The sequence below is a fragment of the Paraburkholderia sp. MM5477-R1 genome (assembly GCF_050436385.1).
GTDB classification, from domain to species: domain Bacteria; phylum Pseudomonadota; class Gammaproteobacteria; order Burkholderiales; family Burkholderiaceae; genus Paraburkholderia; species Paraburkholderia tuberum.
Map to the genome: position 1 here is coordinate 413947 of NZ_JBNDMC010000003.1, position 15464 is coordinate 429410.

The 15464-nt window shown below is 65.3% G+C and carries 15 protein-coding genes, 1 other RNA gene and 1 riboswitch; of the genes, 8 read left to right on the forward strand and 8 right to left on the reverse strand.

The annotated features are described in order from the left end of the window. Positions 1-13 precede the first annotated feature (13 nt). From OKW35_RS05135 to OKW35_RS05145, 3 genes are read right to left on the reverse strand one after another with little or no spacing between them, the layout of a single operon-like run. Entirely contained in the window at positions 14-856 is an 843-nt protein-coding gene (locus OKW35_RS05135) for an ABC transporter ATP-binding protein (protein WP_260321109.1), read from the reverse strand. After that, positions 853-1917, reverse strand: a complete 1065-nt coding sequence (locus tag OKW35_RS05140) for a FecCD family ABC transporter permease (RefSeq protein ID WP_429551830.1) — start codon at positions 1915-1917, stop codon at positions 853-855. Before OKW35_RS05140 ends, OKW35_RS05135 begins: the two co-directional genes overlap by 4 nt. Before the next feature lie 39 nt (positions 1918-1956). Next, positions 1957-3888 (reverse strand): TonB-dependent receptor domain-containing protein, encoded by a 1932-nt coding sequence (locus tag OKW35_RS05145; protein WP_429551394.1) that lies wholly within the window; start codon positions 3886-3888, stop codon positions 1957-1959. A gap of 91 nt (positions 3889-3979) precedes the next feature. Further along, positions 3980-4244: riboswitch (cobalamin riboswitch) on the reverse strand. 220 nt (positions 4245-4464) lie between these two features. Here OKW35_RS05145 and OKW35_RS05150 point away from each other — a divergent pair. From OKW35_RS05150 to OKW35_RS05170, 5 genes are all read left to right on the forward strand, one after another. Next, the gene (locus OKW35_RS05150; protein ID WP_090803421.1) at positions 4465-4824 is read left to right on the forward strand and encodes an ATPase; all 360 of its coding nucleotides are present in this window, start codon (positions 4465-4467) and stop codon (positions 4822-4824) included. Continuing rightward, positions 4821-5135, forward strand: coding sequence for a cell division protein ZapA (locus tag OKW35_RS05155; protein WP_018419691.1), 315 nt, complete (start codon positions 4821-4823; stop codon positions 5133-5135). The genes OKW35_RS05150 and OKW35_RS05155 overlap by 4 nt, the downstream gene beginning before the upstream one ends. A gap of 66 nt (positions 5136-5201) precedes the next feature. Beyond that, positions 5202-5383: non-coding RNA, 6S RNA (gene ssrS / locus OKW35_RS05160), on the forward strand. A gap of 141 nt (positions 5384-5524) precedes the next feature. Beyond that, a complete protein-coding gene (locus tag OKW35_RS05165; protein ID WP_429551395.1) occupies positions 5525-5983 on the forward strand; it encodes an EVE domain-containing protein in 459 nt (152 codons plus the stop codon). Between the two features lie 245 nt (positions 5984-6228). Beyond that, positions 6229-6954, forward strand: coding sequence for an SIMPL domain-containing protein (locus OKW35_RS05170; RefSeq protein ID WP_187611784.1), 726 nt, complete (start codon positions 6229-6231; stop codon positions 6952-6954). 94 nt (positions 6955-7048) lie between these two features. Here the strand turns inward: OKW35_RS05170 and lgt are convergent, their stop codons facing one another. Continuing rightward, positions 7049-7954 carry a prolipoprotein diacylglyceryl transferase gene (lgt, locus tag OKW35_RS05175; RefSeq protein ID WP_429551396.1) on the reverse strand — a complete coding sequence of 302 codons (906 nt, stop codon included), beginning with the start codon at positions 7952-7954 and terminating at the stop codon, positions 7049-7051. A 60-nt stretch (positions 7955-8014) separates the two neighbouring features. After that, the gene (locus tag OKW35_RS05180; protein WP_429551397.1) at positions 8015-9001 is read right to left on the reverse strand and encodes a LysR family transcriptional regulator; all 987 of its coding nucleotides are present in this window, start codon (positions 8999-9001) and stop codon (positions 8015-8017) included. Positions 9002-9159: 158 nt separating this feature from the next. Here OKW35_RS05180 and ilvD point away from each other — a divergent pair, with 158 nt between their 5' ends. Continuing rightward, the gene (ilvD, locus tag OKW35_RS05185) at positions 9160-10833 is read left to right on the forward strand and encodes a dihydroxy-acid dehydratase (RefSeq protein ID WP_429551398.1); all 1674 of its coding nucleotides are present in this window, start codon (positions 9160-9162) and stop codon (positions 10831-10833) included. A 147-nt stretch (positions 10834-10980) separates the two neighbouring features. Then, positions 10981-11319 (forward strand): c-type cytochrome, encoded by a 339-nt coding sequence (locus tag OKW35_RS05190; protein WP_184021035.1) that lies wholly within the window; start codon positions 10981-10983, stop codon positions 11317-11319. A gap of 24 nt (positions 11320-11343) precedes the next feature. Here the strand turns inward: OKW35_RS05190 and OKW35_RS05195 are convergent, their stop codons facing one another. The 3 genes from OKW35_RS05195 to OKW35_RS05205 all read right to left on the reverse strand — a co-directional run bounded on the left by OKW35_RS05195 (position 11344) and on the right by OKW35_RS05205 (position 14227). Next, on the reverse strand, positions 11344-12162 hold the full coding sequence (locus OKW35_RS05195) for a DUF2486 family protein (protein ID WP_429551399.1): 819 nt from the start codon (positions 12160-12162) through the stop codon (positions 11344-11346). An 84-nt stretch (positions 12163-12246) separates the two neighbouring features. After that, positions 12247-12663, reverse strand: a complete 417-nt coding sequence (locus OKW35_RS05200) for a DNA polymerase III subunit chi (protein ID WP_184059659.1) — start codon at positions 12661-12663, stop codon at positions 12247-12249. Positions 12664-12715: 52 nt separating this feature from the next. Beyond that, positions 12716-14227, reverse strand: a complete 1512-nt coding sequence (locus OKW35_RS05205; protein ID WP_184059660.1) for a leucyl aminopeptidase — start codon at positions 14225-14227, stop codon at positions 12716-12718. Between the two features lie 138 nt (positions 14228-14365). On the opposite strand from OKW35_RS05205, the gene lptF reads away from it, so the two are divergent. Then, positions 14366-15463, forward strand: a complete 1098-nt coding sequence (gene lptF, locus OKW35_RS05210; protein WP_184059661.1) for an LPS export ABC transporter permease LptF — start codon at positions 14366-14368, stop codon at positions 15461-15463. Position 15464 lies beyond the last annotated feature (1 nt).

The following is a 15464-nucleotide window of genomic DNA, read 5'->3' on the forward strand; positions in this document are numbered from 1 at the left end:
ATAGGAATAAATATCAGCCTGACTGTGCGTCATGGCCGGCAGGCGATTCGTGACGCGCGCGCGGCGCGGGTATCAGCGCCTCGTGCTCGCCGTCGCGAATCAGAATCAGCGGATAGCCGAACGCGCGGCTCGTCAACGCGGGCGTCAGCACGTCGCGCACTGGGCCCGCATACGCGCCGCCCGCGCCGTCGAGCAGCAACGCGTGCGTCGCGAAGCGGCGCGCGAGGTTCAGGTCGTGGCACGAGAACAGCACACTACGGCGCGGTTCGCGCGTCCATGCGGCGAGCGCTTCGAGACAGTCGACCTGATGATGCAGGTCGAGATGCGACAACGGTTCGTCGAGCAGCAACAGCGGCGCGTCCTGGCACAGCACCGCCGCGAGGGCAACGCGCTGACGCTCGCCGCCCGACAGCGACAGCACGTCGCGCGCCGCAAAGTCCGCAAGGCCGAGCCGTTCGAGCGCCGCCCGCGCGGCCGCGCGATCCTCGTCGCGCTCCCAGCCCCAGCCGCCCAGATGCGGGAAGCGGTTCAGCAGCACGATGTCGAGCACGCTTGCGTTGAACGCATCGGCCGCGCTTTGCGGCATCAGCGCGCGGCGCCGTGCGAGCGGCAGCGGCTGCCAGTCGGCCACGCGCACGCCATCGAGTTCGACATGGCCCGCCGCCGGATGCAACAGCCCCGCCAGCGTCGATAGCAAGGTGGTCTTGCCCGCGCCGTTCGGCCCGGCGATGCACCAGATTTCGCCCGCATGGAACGCGTGGGTGAATGCGTCGAGCAAGGTGCGCGCGCCGGCGCGCAACGTCAGGCGCTGCGTGCTCAGCATCGAACAGGTGGGGCTGGGTTTGGCTCGTATCATCGGCGGCGTTTGAGCAGCATCCACAGGAACACCGGTACGCCGACCAGCGACGTGATCACGCCGACCGGCAATTGCGCGGGCGCGATCACGGTCCGCGCGATCAGATCCGCGCCCATCACCGCGACACCGCCGCCGAGCGCGGCCGCCGGCAGCAGCATGCGCTGATCGTTGCCGAACGCGAGCCGCAGCATGTGCGGCACGACGAGACCGACGAAGCCGATCGTGCCCGCGGTCGTCACCGCCGCGGCCGCCGCCAGCGACGCGACCAGGTACACACGCAAACGCAGCGGCATCACGGCGACGCCCAACGCCTCGGCGGCCGCGTCGCCGCGCAGCAACACGTTCAGACGCGGCGCGGCCGGCACGATCGCAAGCAACACGAGCGCGAGCGCCATCAGCGCGGTCCACGGCAGCGCGCCGCCGTTGAGGTCGCCGGTGAGCCAGAACAGCATGCCGCGCAGACGGCTGTCGGGCGCGAGATTGAGCAGCAGCGTGATCAGCGCGCCCCACCCGGCCGCGATCACCGCGCCGGTCAATAGCAAACGGGGCGACGTGTCCTGCGGCTCGCCGCGCCATAGCTCGCGACGCGCGAGGCCGAGCACCAGCAGGATCGACACGAACGCACCCGCGAACGCGCTCGCATCGACGAGCCACCATGCGCCGCCCGCGATCATCGCAACGAGCGCGAACGTCGCCGCGCCGCCCGACACGCCGAGCACGTACGGCTCGGCCAGCGGATTGCGCAGCAGCACCTGCAGCAGCGCGCCGGCGAGCGCGAGCAACGCGCCGCACGCGAAGCCCGCGAGCGCGCGCGGCAAACGCAACGTACGCACGATTTCGCCGGCGAGATCGTTGCTGCCCGTGCCGCCGAACGTGTGCGTCGGCACGAGCGCCGCAAGCACGCGCGACGGCGCGAGCGGCACGCTGCCGAGCACCAGCGACGCGCCGAGCACCGCCACGGCGGCGAGCGCGAGCCCGAGCCAGATCGCGGCCGCGCGTTTCGCGTTCATCGGGCGCGGCGTCGCCATCGCGGCGCACAGCGAAGCGGACGCGCGGCTCATCCGCGTGCGCTCACGCATGCGGCCACCCCGGCGCGCGCGTCACTGCTGCTGCCAGCCGAGCGTGAGATACGCACCGCGTCGCGGCGAGTTATACGAGTAGGCCGTTTCATAATCCTTGTTGAACAGATTGTCGATTTGCGCGCTGACGTACCACGCTTTGGTGACGTTGTAGCGCGCCGACAGATTCACGATGCCATAACCGCCGAGGTTGCCCGTGCTATCGGTACGCGGACCGCTGACGATCCACTCGCCGCCAACCCGCCATCCACCGATACTGCGATTCACCGCGAACGACCCGAACCGACGCGCGCGCCGCACGAGGTCGGTACCGTTGTCGAGATCGACCGGGTTCTGCAGCGTCACCGTTGCGCGCACGTCGGTCTTGCCGACATGACCGCTCCACGATCCCTCGAGTCCCTGCACCTTCGCACGGCCGACGTTCTCCGCGAGGTAGATGCCGGGGATCGTCTGCACGTAGTCGATCAGATTCGTATAGCGCGTCTGGAATGCGTTCAGACGCATCACGCCGAGCGCATCGGTCGCGTACTGCAAACCGGCTTCGACCGAATGACTGCGCTCGGGCTGGATCGACGGGTTGCCGCTGATCGGATAGTACAGATCGTCGAAGCTCGGCGCGCGGAACGCATCCGAATAGCTTGCGGTTACCTTCCAGCGCGACGTGATGTCGAATCCGTAGCCGAGATAGTAACTGTTCGCTCCACCGAAATCGGAGTACTGGTCGCGTCGCACGTTGGCCTGAATCTGGTTGCGGCCGAAGCGCGCGCTGTAGCCCGCGAAGACCGAATCGACGTGACGGTCGGGCGCGGCGAACGTGTCGGAGTCGAGCGTCTGGTCGAGATGCTCGTAGCCGAGTTGCAGCTTCTGGTTCGCGGCGAGCGCGAAATCGTTCTGCCACGTGTACTGGCGATTGTCGGTATCGAAGCGGCCGTTGTAGATGCCATTGGTGTTCGACACGCTGCGGTCGTCGCCCTCGGCGAGCGTGACGTGGGTGGTCCACCAGTCGGTCAGCTTGCCGTTCGCGAATACCGACACCTGACGCACCTTGCTATAGAGATTGTTCAGATCGGTCGGCTCGCCGTACGCATTGTCGTAGCTGTTGTCGTTGTTCGACTGGAAATAGCTGACGCCCGCGTCCCAGCTGTCGGTGAACTTGTGACGCAGCGACGCGCTGATGCTCTCGTTCAGATTGCCGTTTGCGTTCGGATTCGCGTTCGGCGCCTCGAGCGGATTGAGCGACGAAAAGCCGTCGTCCTTCGTGCGCGCGAGCGAGATGTTGATGGTCGTGCGGCCGTCCTGATCGAGCGCGCCGTTCACGCCGGCCGTTTGCGTCTGCGTGTGATAGCTGCCGTAGCCGACCGAAAAATTGAAACGCGGCGGATGATCGCCGCCGTCTTTCGTGAACACCTGCACGACGCCCCCGATCGCGCCCGAGCCATACAACGCCGACACGTTGCCGTTCACCACTTCGACGTGATCGACCTGATCGAGCGGAATCTGCGCGAGTTGAGCTGAGCCGAGACTCACCGAATCGACGCGCACGCCGTCGATCAGCAGCAGCGATTGCGTCGACGATGCGCCGCGCAGAAAGAGGCTCGCGGTCGAACCGGGGCCACCCGTGCGCGAGATTTGCGCGCCTGGCGCGAGTTGCAGCAGGCCGGGCAGATCGGTCGCGGTCGTGTCGGCGATGTCCTGCTGATCGAACTGCGTAGTCTGCGGGATCGCATCGCGCAACGCTTGCGGTCCGCGTTGCGCGGTCACGACGATCGGCGACAGCACGTTGCCCGACGCATCGGTGGAAGTGAGATTGGCCGCGTCGGCAACGTTTGCGGCGCTCGCAGCGGTTGCATCCGTCGCGGACGATGAAGACGCAGGCTCGGCGCTTTGCGCATGCACGACGAGCGGCAGGCTCGCGAACGCGAGGAGCGTTGCGCGGGCGATGGGGGACAGCATGGGATGACATTCCTGTGGATAGCGTGCGCGGCCTGCTTCCCCGCAGGCCGACGCGTCACGAGGCGCCCCCTTGTTTAGCGTTTTCGCGGGGGGACGTCCCTCTTTTCTGGCCGGTATCCGGGCTACGACACATCGATCCCGCCTTCCCACGCGTGACGCGCAGTGGCACACTCGCACGTTGAACTTCCAACCTTGCGATCAGGACCGACCTGCATGAGCACATCACATGCGGTCGCTTACCGTTGCGGGGGCAGCGCAGGTTCGCGCATCCGGTTTTGGCACCGCGCGCGTCCTGCTTCCCGTTTAACTGCGCGCGCCGAGAAGCGCGCGCGGGCACCAGAGTGCGGGAAGTTTACGAGCGGCCTCGCGGGGCGTCAAGAAAGGTCAACCGGAGCGCAATCGGTTCTGTTGAATGCAGGTTATTGTCCGATGGATTACCGGTTTTTTACCTTATGGTCGACGACCCGACACGCAACGAACCTGCACGTAGCGATGCTGTTACGTCTCGAAACGAGACAATTGTCGGAACCTGTAATATTCCGCGCTAAAATGCGATGTCTTTAGAGGACGCAGCACATGCTCACCGAACTCGAATCACTCTCCCAGAACATCGGCAAGCTGATTGCGATCAGCCAGCGCCACAACGAAGCGCGGCTCGCGCTCGAAGAGCAGCTCGCGCAAACGCGTGCCGAAGTGCAAGCCACGCATGCGGAACTCGCGCAATTGCGCGAAGAGCGCGACGCACTGCAGGCGGAACGCGACGCGCTGTCCGCCAAGATCGACGACGCTCAGGTGCGCCTGAATGCGATTCTCGAAAAATTGCCGCGCGCACGCGCGAGCAGCGAACCGGATAACCAGCTCGATCTGCTCGAGTCCGCCCAGCCCGGACACGAGGAAGCGGAAAGCGACGTGAGCCGACACGGAGAAAGCGCATGACCACCAAGCAGATCGAAGTATCGATTCTCGAAGTACCCTATCGTCTCGCCTGCTCGCCGGAAACGGAAGGCGCGCTGCTCGAGGCGGTCGCGCGCGTCGACGCCGAGATGAAGAAAATCCGCAGCGGCAGCAACGTGCGCGGCACCGATCGCATCGCGGTGATGGCTGCGCTGTCGCTGGCATCGGAACTGCTTAAGCTGCAAAGCAGCGTGCGACACGGAGAAGCATTTCCCGCTGAAGAAATCCGGCGTACAATGCAGCAAATGAACGAACAGCTAGGTACTGTGATCGAGCAGTACAGCTTGCAGTAAGCAGTAGTGGGCCGGTTTCGAATCGGTCACGTGTTGAACGGTTTGGGTTGTAGCTTCATCGGTTTAGCTTCCCTGCCTGGTTCGCCAAGGTCATACATTCCTTGAACCAATGCCATGTGCACGGTTGCGGAAATTTGTAGCACGGGTGTGCGCGTCACTCAGTCTGATGTACCCGAAGTGTTGCTAACTGCGACCAATTCTGAACCCTCGGTTCAGGATGCCGGCCTAGCGGCTAAGGCGGGGACCTTATCTGGAACGGCATCGGACTTCGGTTCGATGCCGTTTTTCTTTGGCCGTCGTTTTTTCGTTTGAGCGCCTTTTTCAGGGGCTTTTCCGTACGCGCCTGCTGTTGTTGCGCTTCGTTCAATCTCACACGCTCACTCCGATTCATGCGCTACTGGCTGATGAAGTCCGAACCGGACGAAGCAAGCATCGACGACCTCGCCAACGCACCTCATCGCACCTTGCCGTGGACCGGCGTACGCAACTATCAGGCGCGCAACTTCATGCGCGACATGATGCAGGTCGGCGACGGCGTGCTCTTCTATCATTCGAGCTGTCCGGAGCCCGGCATCGCGGGCATCGCGGAGGTCTCGTCGACCGCGTATCCGGACCCTACGCAGTTCGATAAAAAGAGTCCGTACTACGACGCGAAATCGTCGCCGCAAACGCCGCGCTGGATGCTCGTCGACGTCGTGTTCAAGAAGAAAATCGGGCTGATTCCGCTTGCCGCGCTGCGCGAGCATGCCGAATTGCAGGACATGCGCGTGCTCGCCAAAGGCAACCGCCTGTCGATCACGCCGGTGACCGAAGCCGAATGGCGCTTCATCACTAAACAGCTGGTTTAAGGGCGAACGCGCGACGCGGCACCTGTCGTGATCGCATCCAGGTCATCGTTTCCGATGCGGCGGCGAAGCACTAATTGGGGAACCAAGCGTCGGTAAAACGCGCCTAATCGGTCGACGAAAGCGTGAACTCGAACCGGCCGCTCGACGGCAAGCCGATGCCTTCGCCAGCGCATCCGTCAAACCGCGCGCCACTACCCGGCGCTCGCGTCGAACGTGCACAACCTGTTCAAACAAGGATTCCAGTCATGACGACAAAAACCGCGCGGTCCCTCGCACTTGCGCTCGCCTTGGGCGCGCCTGTGGCACTCGCACTGAACCCTGCGCCCGCTCGAGCGCAGACCATGATGCCGCAGCCTTCGGGCGTGCTGTCGCTGAATGCGCAGGCGAGCGCGGAAGTCCCGCAGGACGAAGTCGAAATCACGCTGTTTTACGAGCAGGAAGCGAGCGAGCCGTCGTCGCTGACGTCGACGCTGAACGAACGCGCCGACGCGGCATTGCAGAAAGCGCGCGGCGTCAGCGGCGTGACCGCGCGCTCGGGCGCGTTCTCGATCTTCCCGTCGACGGACCGCGACGGACGCATCACGACGTGGCGCGGCCGCACGGAAGTCGTGCTCGAATCGCGCGACTTCGCCGCGGCATCGAAGCTCGCCGGACAGATGGCATCGATCATGCAGGTTGGCAACGTGCGTTTCTCGCTGTCGCCGCAAGCGCAGCGCGCGGCCGAACAGCGGCTCAGCGGCGAGGCGATCAAATCGTTTCGCGAGCAGGCCGCGGCGTCCTCGCAGGCGTTCGGCTTTAGCGGCTATTCGATCCGCGAGGTCAACGTGAATCACAGCGGCGTGATGCCGCGTCCGATGATGATGATGAGCGCACGCGCGATGGGCGCCGACGCGAAGAGCGCGCCGCTGTCGCTCGAAGGCGGCACGTCGACGGTGACGGTCAACGTGTCGGGGTCGGTGCAGATGAAGTGACGCGCAAGCGCAAGCCCAAACAGAAAACGCCACGGCATCCATCGATGCCGTGGCGTTTTTTCATGCAACGCTCGCTACGCTAGCCGAGCGCCGCTCAGTTCGCGCCAACCGCCTGCGCCGGCTCGCGACGCCCACGGCGATACGCCCACACCATCAGGCCGATGCCCGCGAGAATCATGGGCAGCGACAGCCATTGACCCATCGACAGCCCCATCGCGAGCAGGCCGAGGAAATCGTCCGGCTCGCGCGCGAATTCGACCGTGAAGCGCGCCAGGCCGTAGCCGATCAGGAACATCGCGGAAATCGCGCCGAGCGGCTTCGGTTTGCGCGAGAAAAAGATCAGCACGAAGAACAGCGCCACGCCTTCGAGCGCGATCTCGTACAGCTCCGACGGATGTCGCGGCAGCATGTGATATTGCGTGAACACTTCGTTCAGATGCCATTGCGCGGCCAGTTGCGGATGCGCGGCGAGCCATGTGGCGTCGTCAGGCGCGGCGCCGGGAAACAGCATCGCCCACGGCGCCGACGGATCGGTCACGCGGCCCCACAGCTCGCCGTTGATGAAGTTGCCGAGGCGCCCCGCCGCGAGGCCCGTGGGCACCATCGGCGCGACGAAGTCGGTGACTTGCAGCCACGAGCGCTTGCGCTGATAAGCGAACAGCATCATCGCGATCGTCACGCCGAGAAAGCCGCCGTGAAACGACATGCCGCCTTCCCACACCTTGAAGATGTCGAGCGGATGCGCGAAATAAAAGCTCGCCTTGTAGAACAGCACATAGCCGAGCCGGCCGCCGAGGATCGTACCTAGCACGCCGTAGAACAGCATGTCGTCGATATCCTTCGCGGTCCAGCCTTGCGCGGCGACGTACGGCAGCCGCAGCCGCAGCCGGGCGACGACGATCGCCGCGACGAATGCGACGAGGTACATCAAGCCATACCAGCGCACGGCGAGCGGCCCCAGATGGATGGCGACAGGGTCGAAATTGGGGTGAATGAGCATCGTGTAGTTATGGGCAGTTCAGGTTCGAAAGCAGTTTTTACAGGGAATCAAAAGCGGGATCTAGACACGCGACGCGACGCTCGCCGCATGCGCGCGCACGATGTCGATGAAGCCCGCCAGCACCGGGCTGACCTCGTCGCTGCGCCAGACGAGGCCCGTCTCGATCGCGGGCACCGACTCGGACAGCGGCCGGTACACGACGCCCGTGCGCCGCAGGTTACGCAACGATTGCGGCACCAGCGCGACGCCCATGCCGGCCGACACGAGACTCACGATGGTCTGCATCTGGATCGCCTCCTGGCCGATCCGTGGCGCGAGGCCCGCAACGCCGTAGCAATCCATAATGATGTCATAAAAGCCTGGCGCGAGACGCCTTGGGAAGATCACGAGCGGCGCGTCGGCGACATCGCGCAGGCTGACGGGCATCTCGAGCCATTCGGCGGCGGGGTCTTCGGCGGCGCTGCCCTTGCCGTTTGCGTTCACGCTGCCCCGCAAGCCTTGCGCCATCTCCGTCGACATCGCGATCACGAGCGGCTCGCGCGCGATCGGCAGCCACGACAGCTGCGCCGCATGCCGCGACGGCAGCGGCGCGATCACCAGACCCGCGTCGATACGCCCGGCCACCAGTTCCTCGACCTGCACGTCGCTGGTCGCCTCGGTCAGTTCGAGCCGCACGCGCGGATGCCGCGCGCCGAAATCGCGCAACAGCAGCGGCAGCAGGCCGTAATCCGCAGTCGACACGAACGCCAGCGACAGCACGCCCGCCTCGCCGCGCGCGAGGCTCTGCGCGAGCGGCCTGAGCCCTTCCGCGGCCGCGAGCAGCCGCTGCACCTCCGGCAACAGATCGGCGCCGACCGCCGTCAACTCGACCGAGCGCTTGGTGCGCGCGAACAGTTCGACGCCGAGCGTCTGCTCGAGCGCGCGGATCGCCTGCGACAGCGGCGGCTGCGTCATCGACAGACGCGCGGCCGCGCGCCCGAAGTGCTTTTCCTCGGCGACGGCGACGAAATAGCGCAACTGGCGCAGGTCGGGGATCGTCGGCAGCATGATTGATATATTTTACGACCTGAATAACCGCGAATAATACACACGACGCGAGTCACGCAAAACCGCCGGTTTGCACGGTCTGGCGGAACTACACTGAACGGATGCGCGCGCGCACGCCGCCGCGCGCTTTCATCAGAACAGCCAGACTGGAGCTCCCCATGGCCTACAACCGTCGTTCGAAGAACATCACGCAAGGCATCGCGCGTTCACCGAATCGCTCGATGTACTACGCGCTCGGCTACCAGAAGGAGGATTTCGACAAACCGATGATCGGCGTCGCCAACGGCCACTCGACGATTACGCCGTGCAACGCCGGCCTGCAGCGTCTCGCCGACGCGGCCGTCACCGCGATCAGGCGCGCCGACGCGAACCCGCAGACCTTCGGCACGCCGACGATCTCGGACGGCATGTCGATGGGCACCGAGGGCATGAAGTACTCGCTCGTGTCGCGCGAGGTGATCGCCGATTGCATCGAGACCTGCGTGCAAGGGCAATGGATGGACGGCGTGGTCGTGATCGGCGGCTGCGACAAGAACATGCCGGGCGGCATGATCGGCCTCGCACGCATGAACGTGCCGGGCATCTACGTGTACGGCGGCACGATCCGGCCGGGCAACTGGAAAGGCACCGATCTGACGATCGTATCGTCGTTCGAGGCGGTCGGCGAATTCACGGCGGGCCGCATGTCGCAGGAGGATTTCGAGGGCATCGAGAAAAATGCGTGTCCGTCGACCGGTTCGTGCGGCGGCATGTACACGGCCAATACGATGAGCTCGTCGTTCGAGGCGCTCGGCATGTCGCTCATGTATTCGTCGACGATGGCGAATCCCGACGAGGAGAAGGTCGACTCGGCCGCCGAATCGGCGCGTGTGCTCGTCGAAGCCGTCAAGAAGGATTTGAAGCCGCGCGACATCATCACGAAGCAGTCGATCGAAAACGCGGTTGCCTTGATCATGGCGACCGGCGGCTCGACCAACGCGGTGCTGCACTACCTGGCGATCGCGCACGCGGCCGAGATCGAATGGACGATCGAGGACTTCGAGCGCATGCGCAAAAAAGTGCCGGTGATCTGCAACCTGAAGCCGTCGGGCCAGTACGTCGCCACCGATCTGCACAAGGCGGGCGGCATTCCGCAGGTGCTGAAGATCCTGCTCGACGCCGGGCTTGTGCACGGCGATTGCATGACGATCACCGGCAAAACGATCGCCGAGGAGTTGAAGGACGTACCAGCCAAGCCGCGCAGCGATCAGCAGGTGATCTTCCCGATCGACAAGGCGCTCTACGCCGAAGGCCATCTCGCGATCCTGAAGGGCAATCTGGCCGAAGACGGCGCGGTCGCCAAGATCACCGGGCTCAAGAACCCCGTCATCACGGGCCCGGCGCGCGTGTTCGACGACGAGCAGAGCGCGCTCGAAGCGATCCTCGCCGACAAGATCGTCGCCGGCGACGTCGTCGTGCTGCGCTATCTTGGCCCGAAGGGCGGCCCCGGCATGCCGGAAATGCTCGCGCCGACCTCGGCGATCATCGGCAAGGGGCTCGGCGAATCGGTCGGGCTCATCACCGACGGCCGCTTCTCGGGCGGCACCTGGGGCATGGTGGTTGGGCACGTCGCGCCGGAGGCGTTCGTCGGCGGCACGATCGCGCTCGTGCACGAAGGCGATTCGATCACGATCGACGCGCACCAGCTGCTGCTGCAACTGAACATCGACGATGCCGAGCTGCAGCGCCGCCGCGCCGCATGGCAGGCGCCGAAGCCGCGCTACACACGCGGCGTGATGGCCAAGTATTTCGCGCTCGCGCAGCCGGCGAATCGAGGGGCGGTGACGGGGTAATGACCGCGGCCGGCGCGGCCCGCCCCGACGGGGATAACCCGCCGCCACGTTACGCAAAAACGCAAGGGGCGCACGAAAATCCGTGCGCCCCTTTGCTCTTATAATGCGTGCACCACGAGCCGGGCATCTGCACTGGCGGAGACCATAATGAAATCGATGTCGTACGCAGCCGTGGCAGCCACTGTTGCGCTCGCCGCCGCATTGAGCGCCGCCAGTCCCGCAGCCCGAGCCGAAACAGCCGGGCTCGCGCTCGCCCAGCAGAAGAACTGCATGAGCTGCCACTCGGTCACTCGCCCGTTCATGGGGCCGGCGCTGCACGACGTTGCAGCCCGCTATGCGGGACGCAACGACGCCGCCTCCTATCTGAAGCGCAAGATCCTCGATGGCGGCACCGGCGTATGGGGAACCGTGCCGATGCCCGCGAACACGCAACTGACGCCCGATCAGGCGGCCACGCTGGCGGCTTGGGTGCTGACGCTCAAATAACGGCGCTCTCAGGTCACCGCGGCGTCAACGCGAGCGCCGCGCGATTTCTTCTTCCACCGCTTCACGTACCCAATCGGTCATCTCGGCTTCGAGCGTCTGCGCGACCTCGCGCGTGATCTGACTCACGAGCAGACTCGTGTGCTGCTGCACTGCATCACGGCAGCGCGCCTCGATGATGCCGCGCCCCTCGCCCGTCAGAAAACCCTGGAAGCGTCCGTGCAAACGTGCGGCGAGCGCGTCGGCATCGAGTGTGGGCTGAGCGGGAGCGGCTTCGTGCGCGCCTTCATGGTCGATATCCGGCGGCACGGTCGCGCCGGCTTCGAGCGGTATGAAGGGCTCGGTACGATCGAACACGCCGGGCGACACCTCCACGTCCTCACGCAAGTCGTCATGCCCATGTCGCACATGAATGCCGTGATGCGGCCGTGCGTGTTTTCTCGGGTGCGTGTGATCAGCCACGTGCGGCTGATGAAGCTCGGTCTGCGCGAGAGGCTCATGCTCCGCCGCATGCGGGGCTTCTCGCGTCGGCATCGGCTCCGGCACGAGCACGGGCTCCGGCGAACTCAGTTGCTCGGGCGTGGGCACCGGTTGGGGCGCGAGTACCGGCTCGGGCGCCAGCGTGGGGTCGGCTCGATGCGCGGGCGCTGGCACGAACGCGGGCTCCGTGCGGGAAGCGGGCTCGGGCACCGCCGCCGGTTGCGCAACGGCTGGGCTTGCGGGCTCGGCGCCCGGCTGGGATGCAGGCGCGGCGGCATCGGTCGACGCCTCGCGCGTCTCGCGCGCGCGGCCCGGCACGAGGACCTCGTTCAGGACCGGAATCGAATTGTCGTGGGGATCGGACACGTGCGCTCTCCGTGTTTGAGTCCAAGCCAGGGCAGGCGGTCCGCATGTCGCGTTCCTCGCGGCCATGACGCGCAGCGCAACGAACTAGCCGCCCTGCTTGTAGTTGTTCAAAGCATAGCCGCGATCGCGATAGAAGCGATAGCGCTCGCGGCCCGCAGCGAGTTCCTCGTGTGCGTTACCGACCACTTCGAGCAATCTATCGAAGCGCGCGAACTGCGCCGGCACCGTTGCGCCCAGATTGAGCAGCACCTGATGATGCGGCACGTCGTCGAGATTCGTGGCCAGCACGACGGGCGTGTCGGCGGCAAGCGGCGTGCCCGCCATGCAGTGCGGCACGAAGTCGAGCGGCGAGAAGGTCCACAGCATTTCGTCGAAGGCGCGCAGGCGCGCGGGCTCGGCCAGCACGACGAGCGGCTGGCCCGCCAGATACGCCTTGCGCACGAGGCGACACGCGTACAGCAGCGAATCGCCGACGTTCGAGTGAAAGTCGATTCTCGTCATCGGCCGCTCCGCCCCGCTTGCCGCGTGCCGTGCGCGCGCTTACCGCACTGCGTCATTGGCCGGCGCGGTCGATCAGGAACTGCGCGAGCAGCGGCACCGGACGGCCCGTCGCGCCCTTCGCGGTGCCGCTCTTCCACGCGGTGCCGGCGATGTCGAGATGCGCCCACGGGTACGAATCCGTGAAACGCGACAGGAAGCACGCGGCCGTCACGCTGCCCGCCGGACGCCCGCCGATGTTCGCGACGTCCGCGAAGTTCGACTTCAGCTGGTCCTGGTACTCGTCGTCGAGCGGCAGGCGCCATGCCGGGTCGGCCGCTTCGCGCGACGCGTCGAGCAGTTCTCCCGCGAGCGCGTCGTCCTTCGAGAACAGGCCGCTGTTGTGATGGCCGAGCGCGATGATGCAGGCGCCCGTCAGCGTCGCGATGTCGATGACCGCGGCCGGCTTGAAGCGCTCCGCGTAGGTGAGCGCGTCGCACAGAATCAGGCGGCCCTCGGCGTCGGTGTTCAGCACCTCGATCGTGAGGCCCTTCATGCTGGTGACGATGTCGCCCGGCTTGGTGGCCGTGCCCGACGGCATGTTTTCGACGGCCGGAATGATGCCGACCACGTTGATCTTCAGGCCCATCTCGGCGACCGCGCGCAGCGTGCCGAGCACCGAGCCCGCGCCGCACATGTCGTATTTCATCTCGTCCATGCCCTCGCCCGGCTTCAGCGAGATGCCGCCCGTGTCGAACGTGACGCCCTTGCCGACCAGCACGACCGGCGCGGCCTTCGCGGCGGCGCCCTGGTACTGCAGCACGATGAACTGCGCCGGCTCGACCGCGCCCGCGGTGACCGACAGGAACGAGCCCATCTTCAGCGCTTCACACTGTTTCTCGCCGAGCACCTCGACCTTCAGCTTCCAGTCTTTCGCGAGCTTCTTCGCGGTGTTCGCCAGATAGGTCGGCGTGCAGACGTTGCTCGGCAGATTGCCGAGCTCGCGCGTCAGGTCCATGCCGTTGGCGAGCGCGGCGCCCTGCCTGGCGGCGAGCTTGGCGGCCTTCTCGTCACCGGTGTTGACGCTGAACACGATGCGCTTCAACGCGCGCGGCGTATTGTCCGGCTTGCTCTTCAGTTGCGTGAAGCGGTAGGTCAGCTCGCGCAGCGCGAGGATCGCGGCGCGCACACACCAGTCGGCCGTGCGTTCGAGCACCGGCAGTTGCGCGAGCGTGAACGTGACCTGCACGATCTTCGTGCCGAGCAGCGCGCGCCATGCGGCGCGGACCGCCTCGCCGTAGGCTTTCTGACTGAAAGCGTCCTGTTTGCCGAGCCCGACGAGCAGCACGCGCGACGCGCCGATGCCCGACACCTCGTGCAGGAACAGCGTGGTACCCGCCTTGCCGTCCATGTCGCCTGCCTTGATGACGCGCGTGAGCAGGCCCTTGGTGGCCGCGTCGATCTCCAGCGCGGCGCCCGACAGCGTTTGCGACTCGAACACGCCGATCACGATGCAATCGGATTTCCCGGTCAGGAAACCGTTCGTCGAGCCTTTGGTCCAATCACAGGCTTTTATGCTAAAGTCCATCGCGCTTGTCCTCGGATAAAATCTGGGCTTAGGATGAAAGCCGCAATTATCCGCTATTTTTTCCCGCGGCGGCTGCACCGGAGGCGTGACGGGAACGAATCCCCGCGTCGCCGTGAGCGCCCCCTCTCGTCATCAACAATGATCTTTGAACGCTCCCTCCAGCGCGAGCTCGCGTACACGGCTGGCGCCGTGTTCATGGTTCTCCTCACGCTCGTGCTGACGACGATGATGATCCGCATCGTCGGCTTCGCGGCCTCGGGCGAGGTCGACCCGCGCGACGTGCTGGTCCTGATCGGCCTCACCGTGATCGGCTATCTGGCCATCATGCTCGTCGCGACGCTGTTCGTGTCGATCCTGTTCGTGCTCACGCGCTGGTACAAAGACTCCGAGATGGTCGTGTGGCTGTCCTCGGGCGTCAGTCTCACGCAATTCATCAAGCCGATCGGCATTTTCGCCACGCCGATCATCATCCTGATCATGTTCTTCGTGTTCGTCGGCTGGCCGTGGTCGAACCAGCAGAGCAAGCTGATCCGCGCGCGCTTCCAGCAGCGCGACGAAGTCTCGCTGCTCGCGCCGGGGCAGTTCCGCGAATCGCCGACCACGCATCGCGTGTTCTTCATCGAGAAGATGTCGCCCGACCAGGGGCATGTGGAAAACGTGTTCGTGACGAGCACCGAGGGCGGCAAGGTCAACGTCGTGGTGTCGAAGAACGGCCACATCGAGACGCACAAGAACGGCGACCGCTTCGTCGTGCTGGAAAACGGCCGCCGCTACGACGGCGAACCGGGCCGCCCCGATTTCCGCATCATGGAGTTCGAGCGCTACGGCGTGAAGATCCAGAGCCAGCCGGTCGTCAATACGCCGACCACCACCGGCTTGCCGACGCTCACGCTGCTGCGCAATCCCACTAAAGAGAACCTCGCCGAATTCGCGTGGCGCGCGGGTCTTCCGTTGATCGCGATCAACCTGATGCTGCTCGCCATTCCGCTCGCGCACCAGAACCCGCGGCGCAGCCGCACGATCAACCTCGTGATGGCCGTGTTGATCTACCTCACTTATTCGAATCTGCTGAACGTCGTGCAGGCGTGGATCGAGCAGGGCAAGATGTCGTTCGGCGTCGGGCTCGTGATCCTGCACGTGATCGTGCTCGGGATCGTCGCATTCATCTTCTGGATGCGGGTGCGCAACCGGCCGCTATTTACGCGCGCCATGTTCAGCCGTTCGCAGGGAGCCTGAG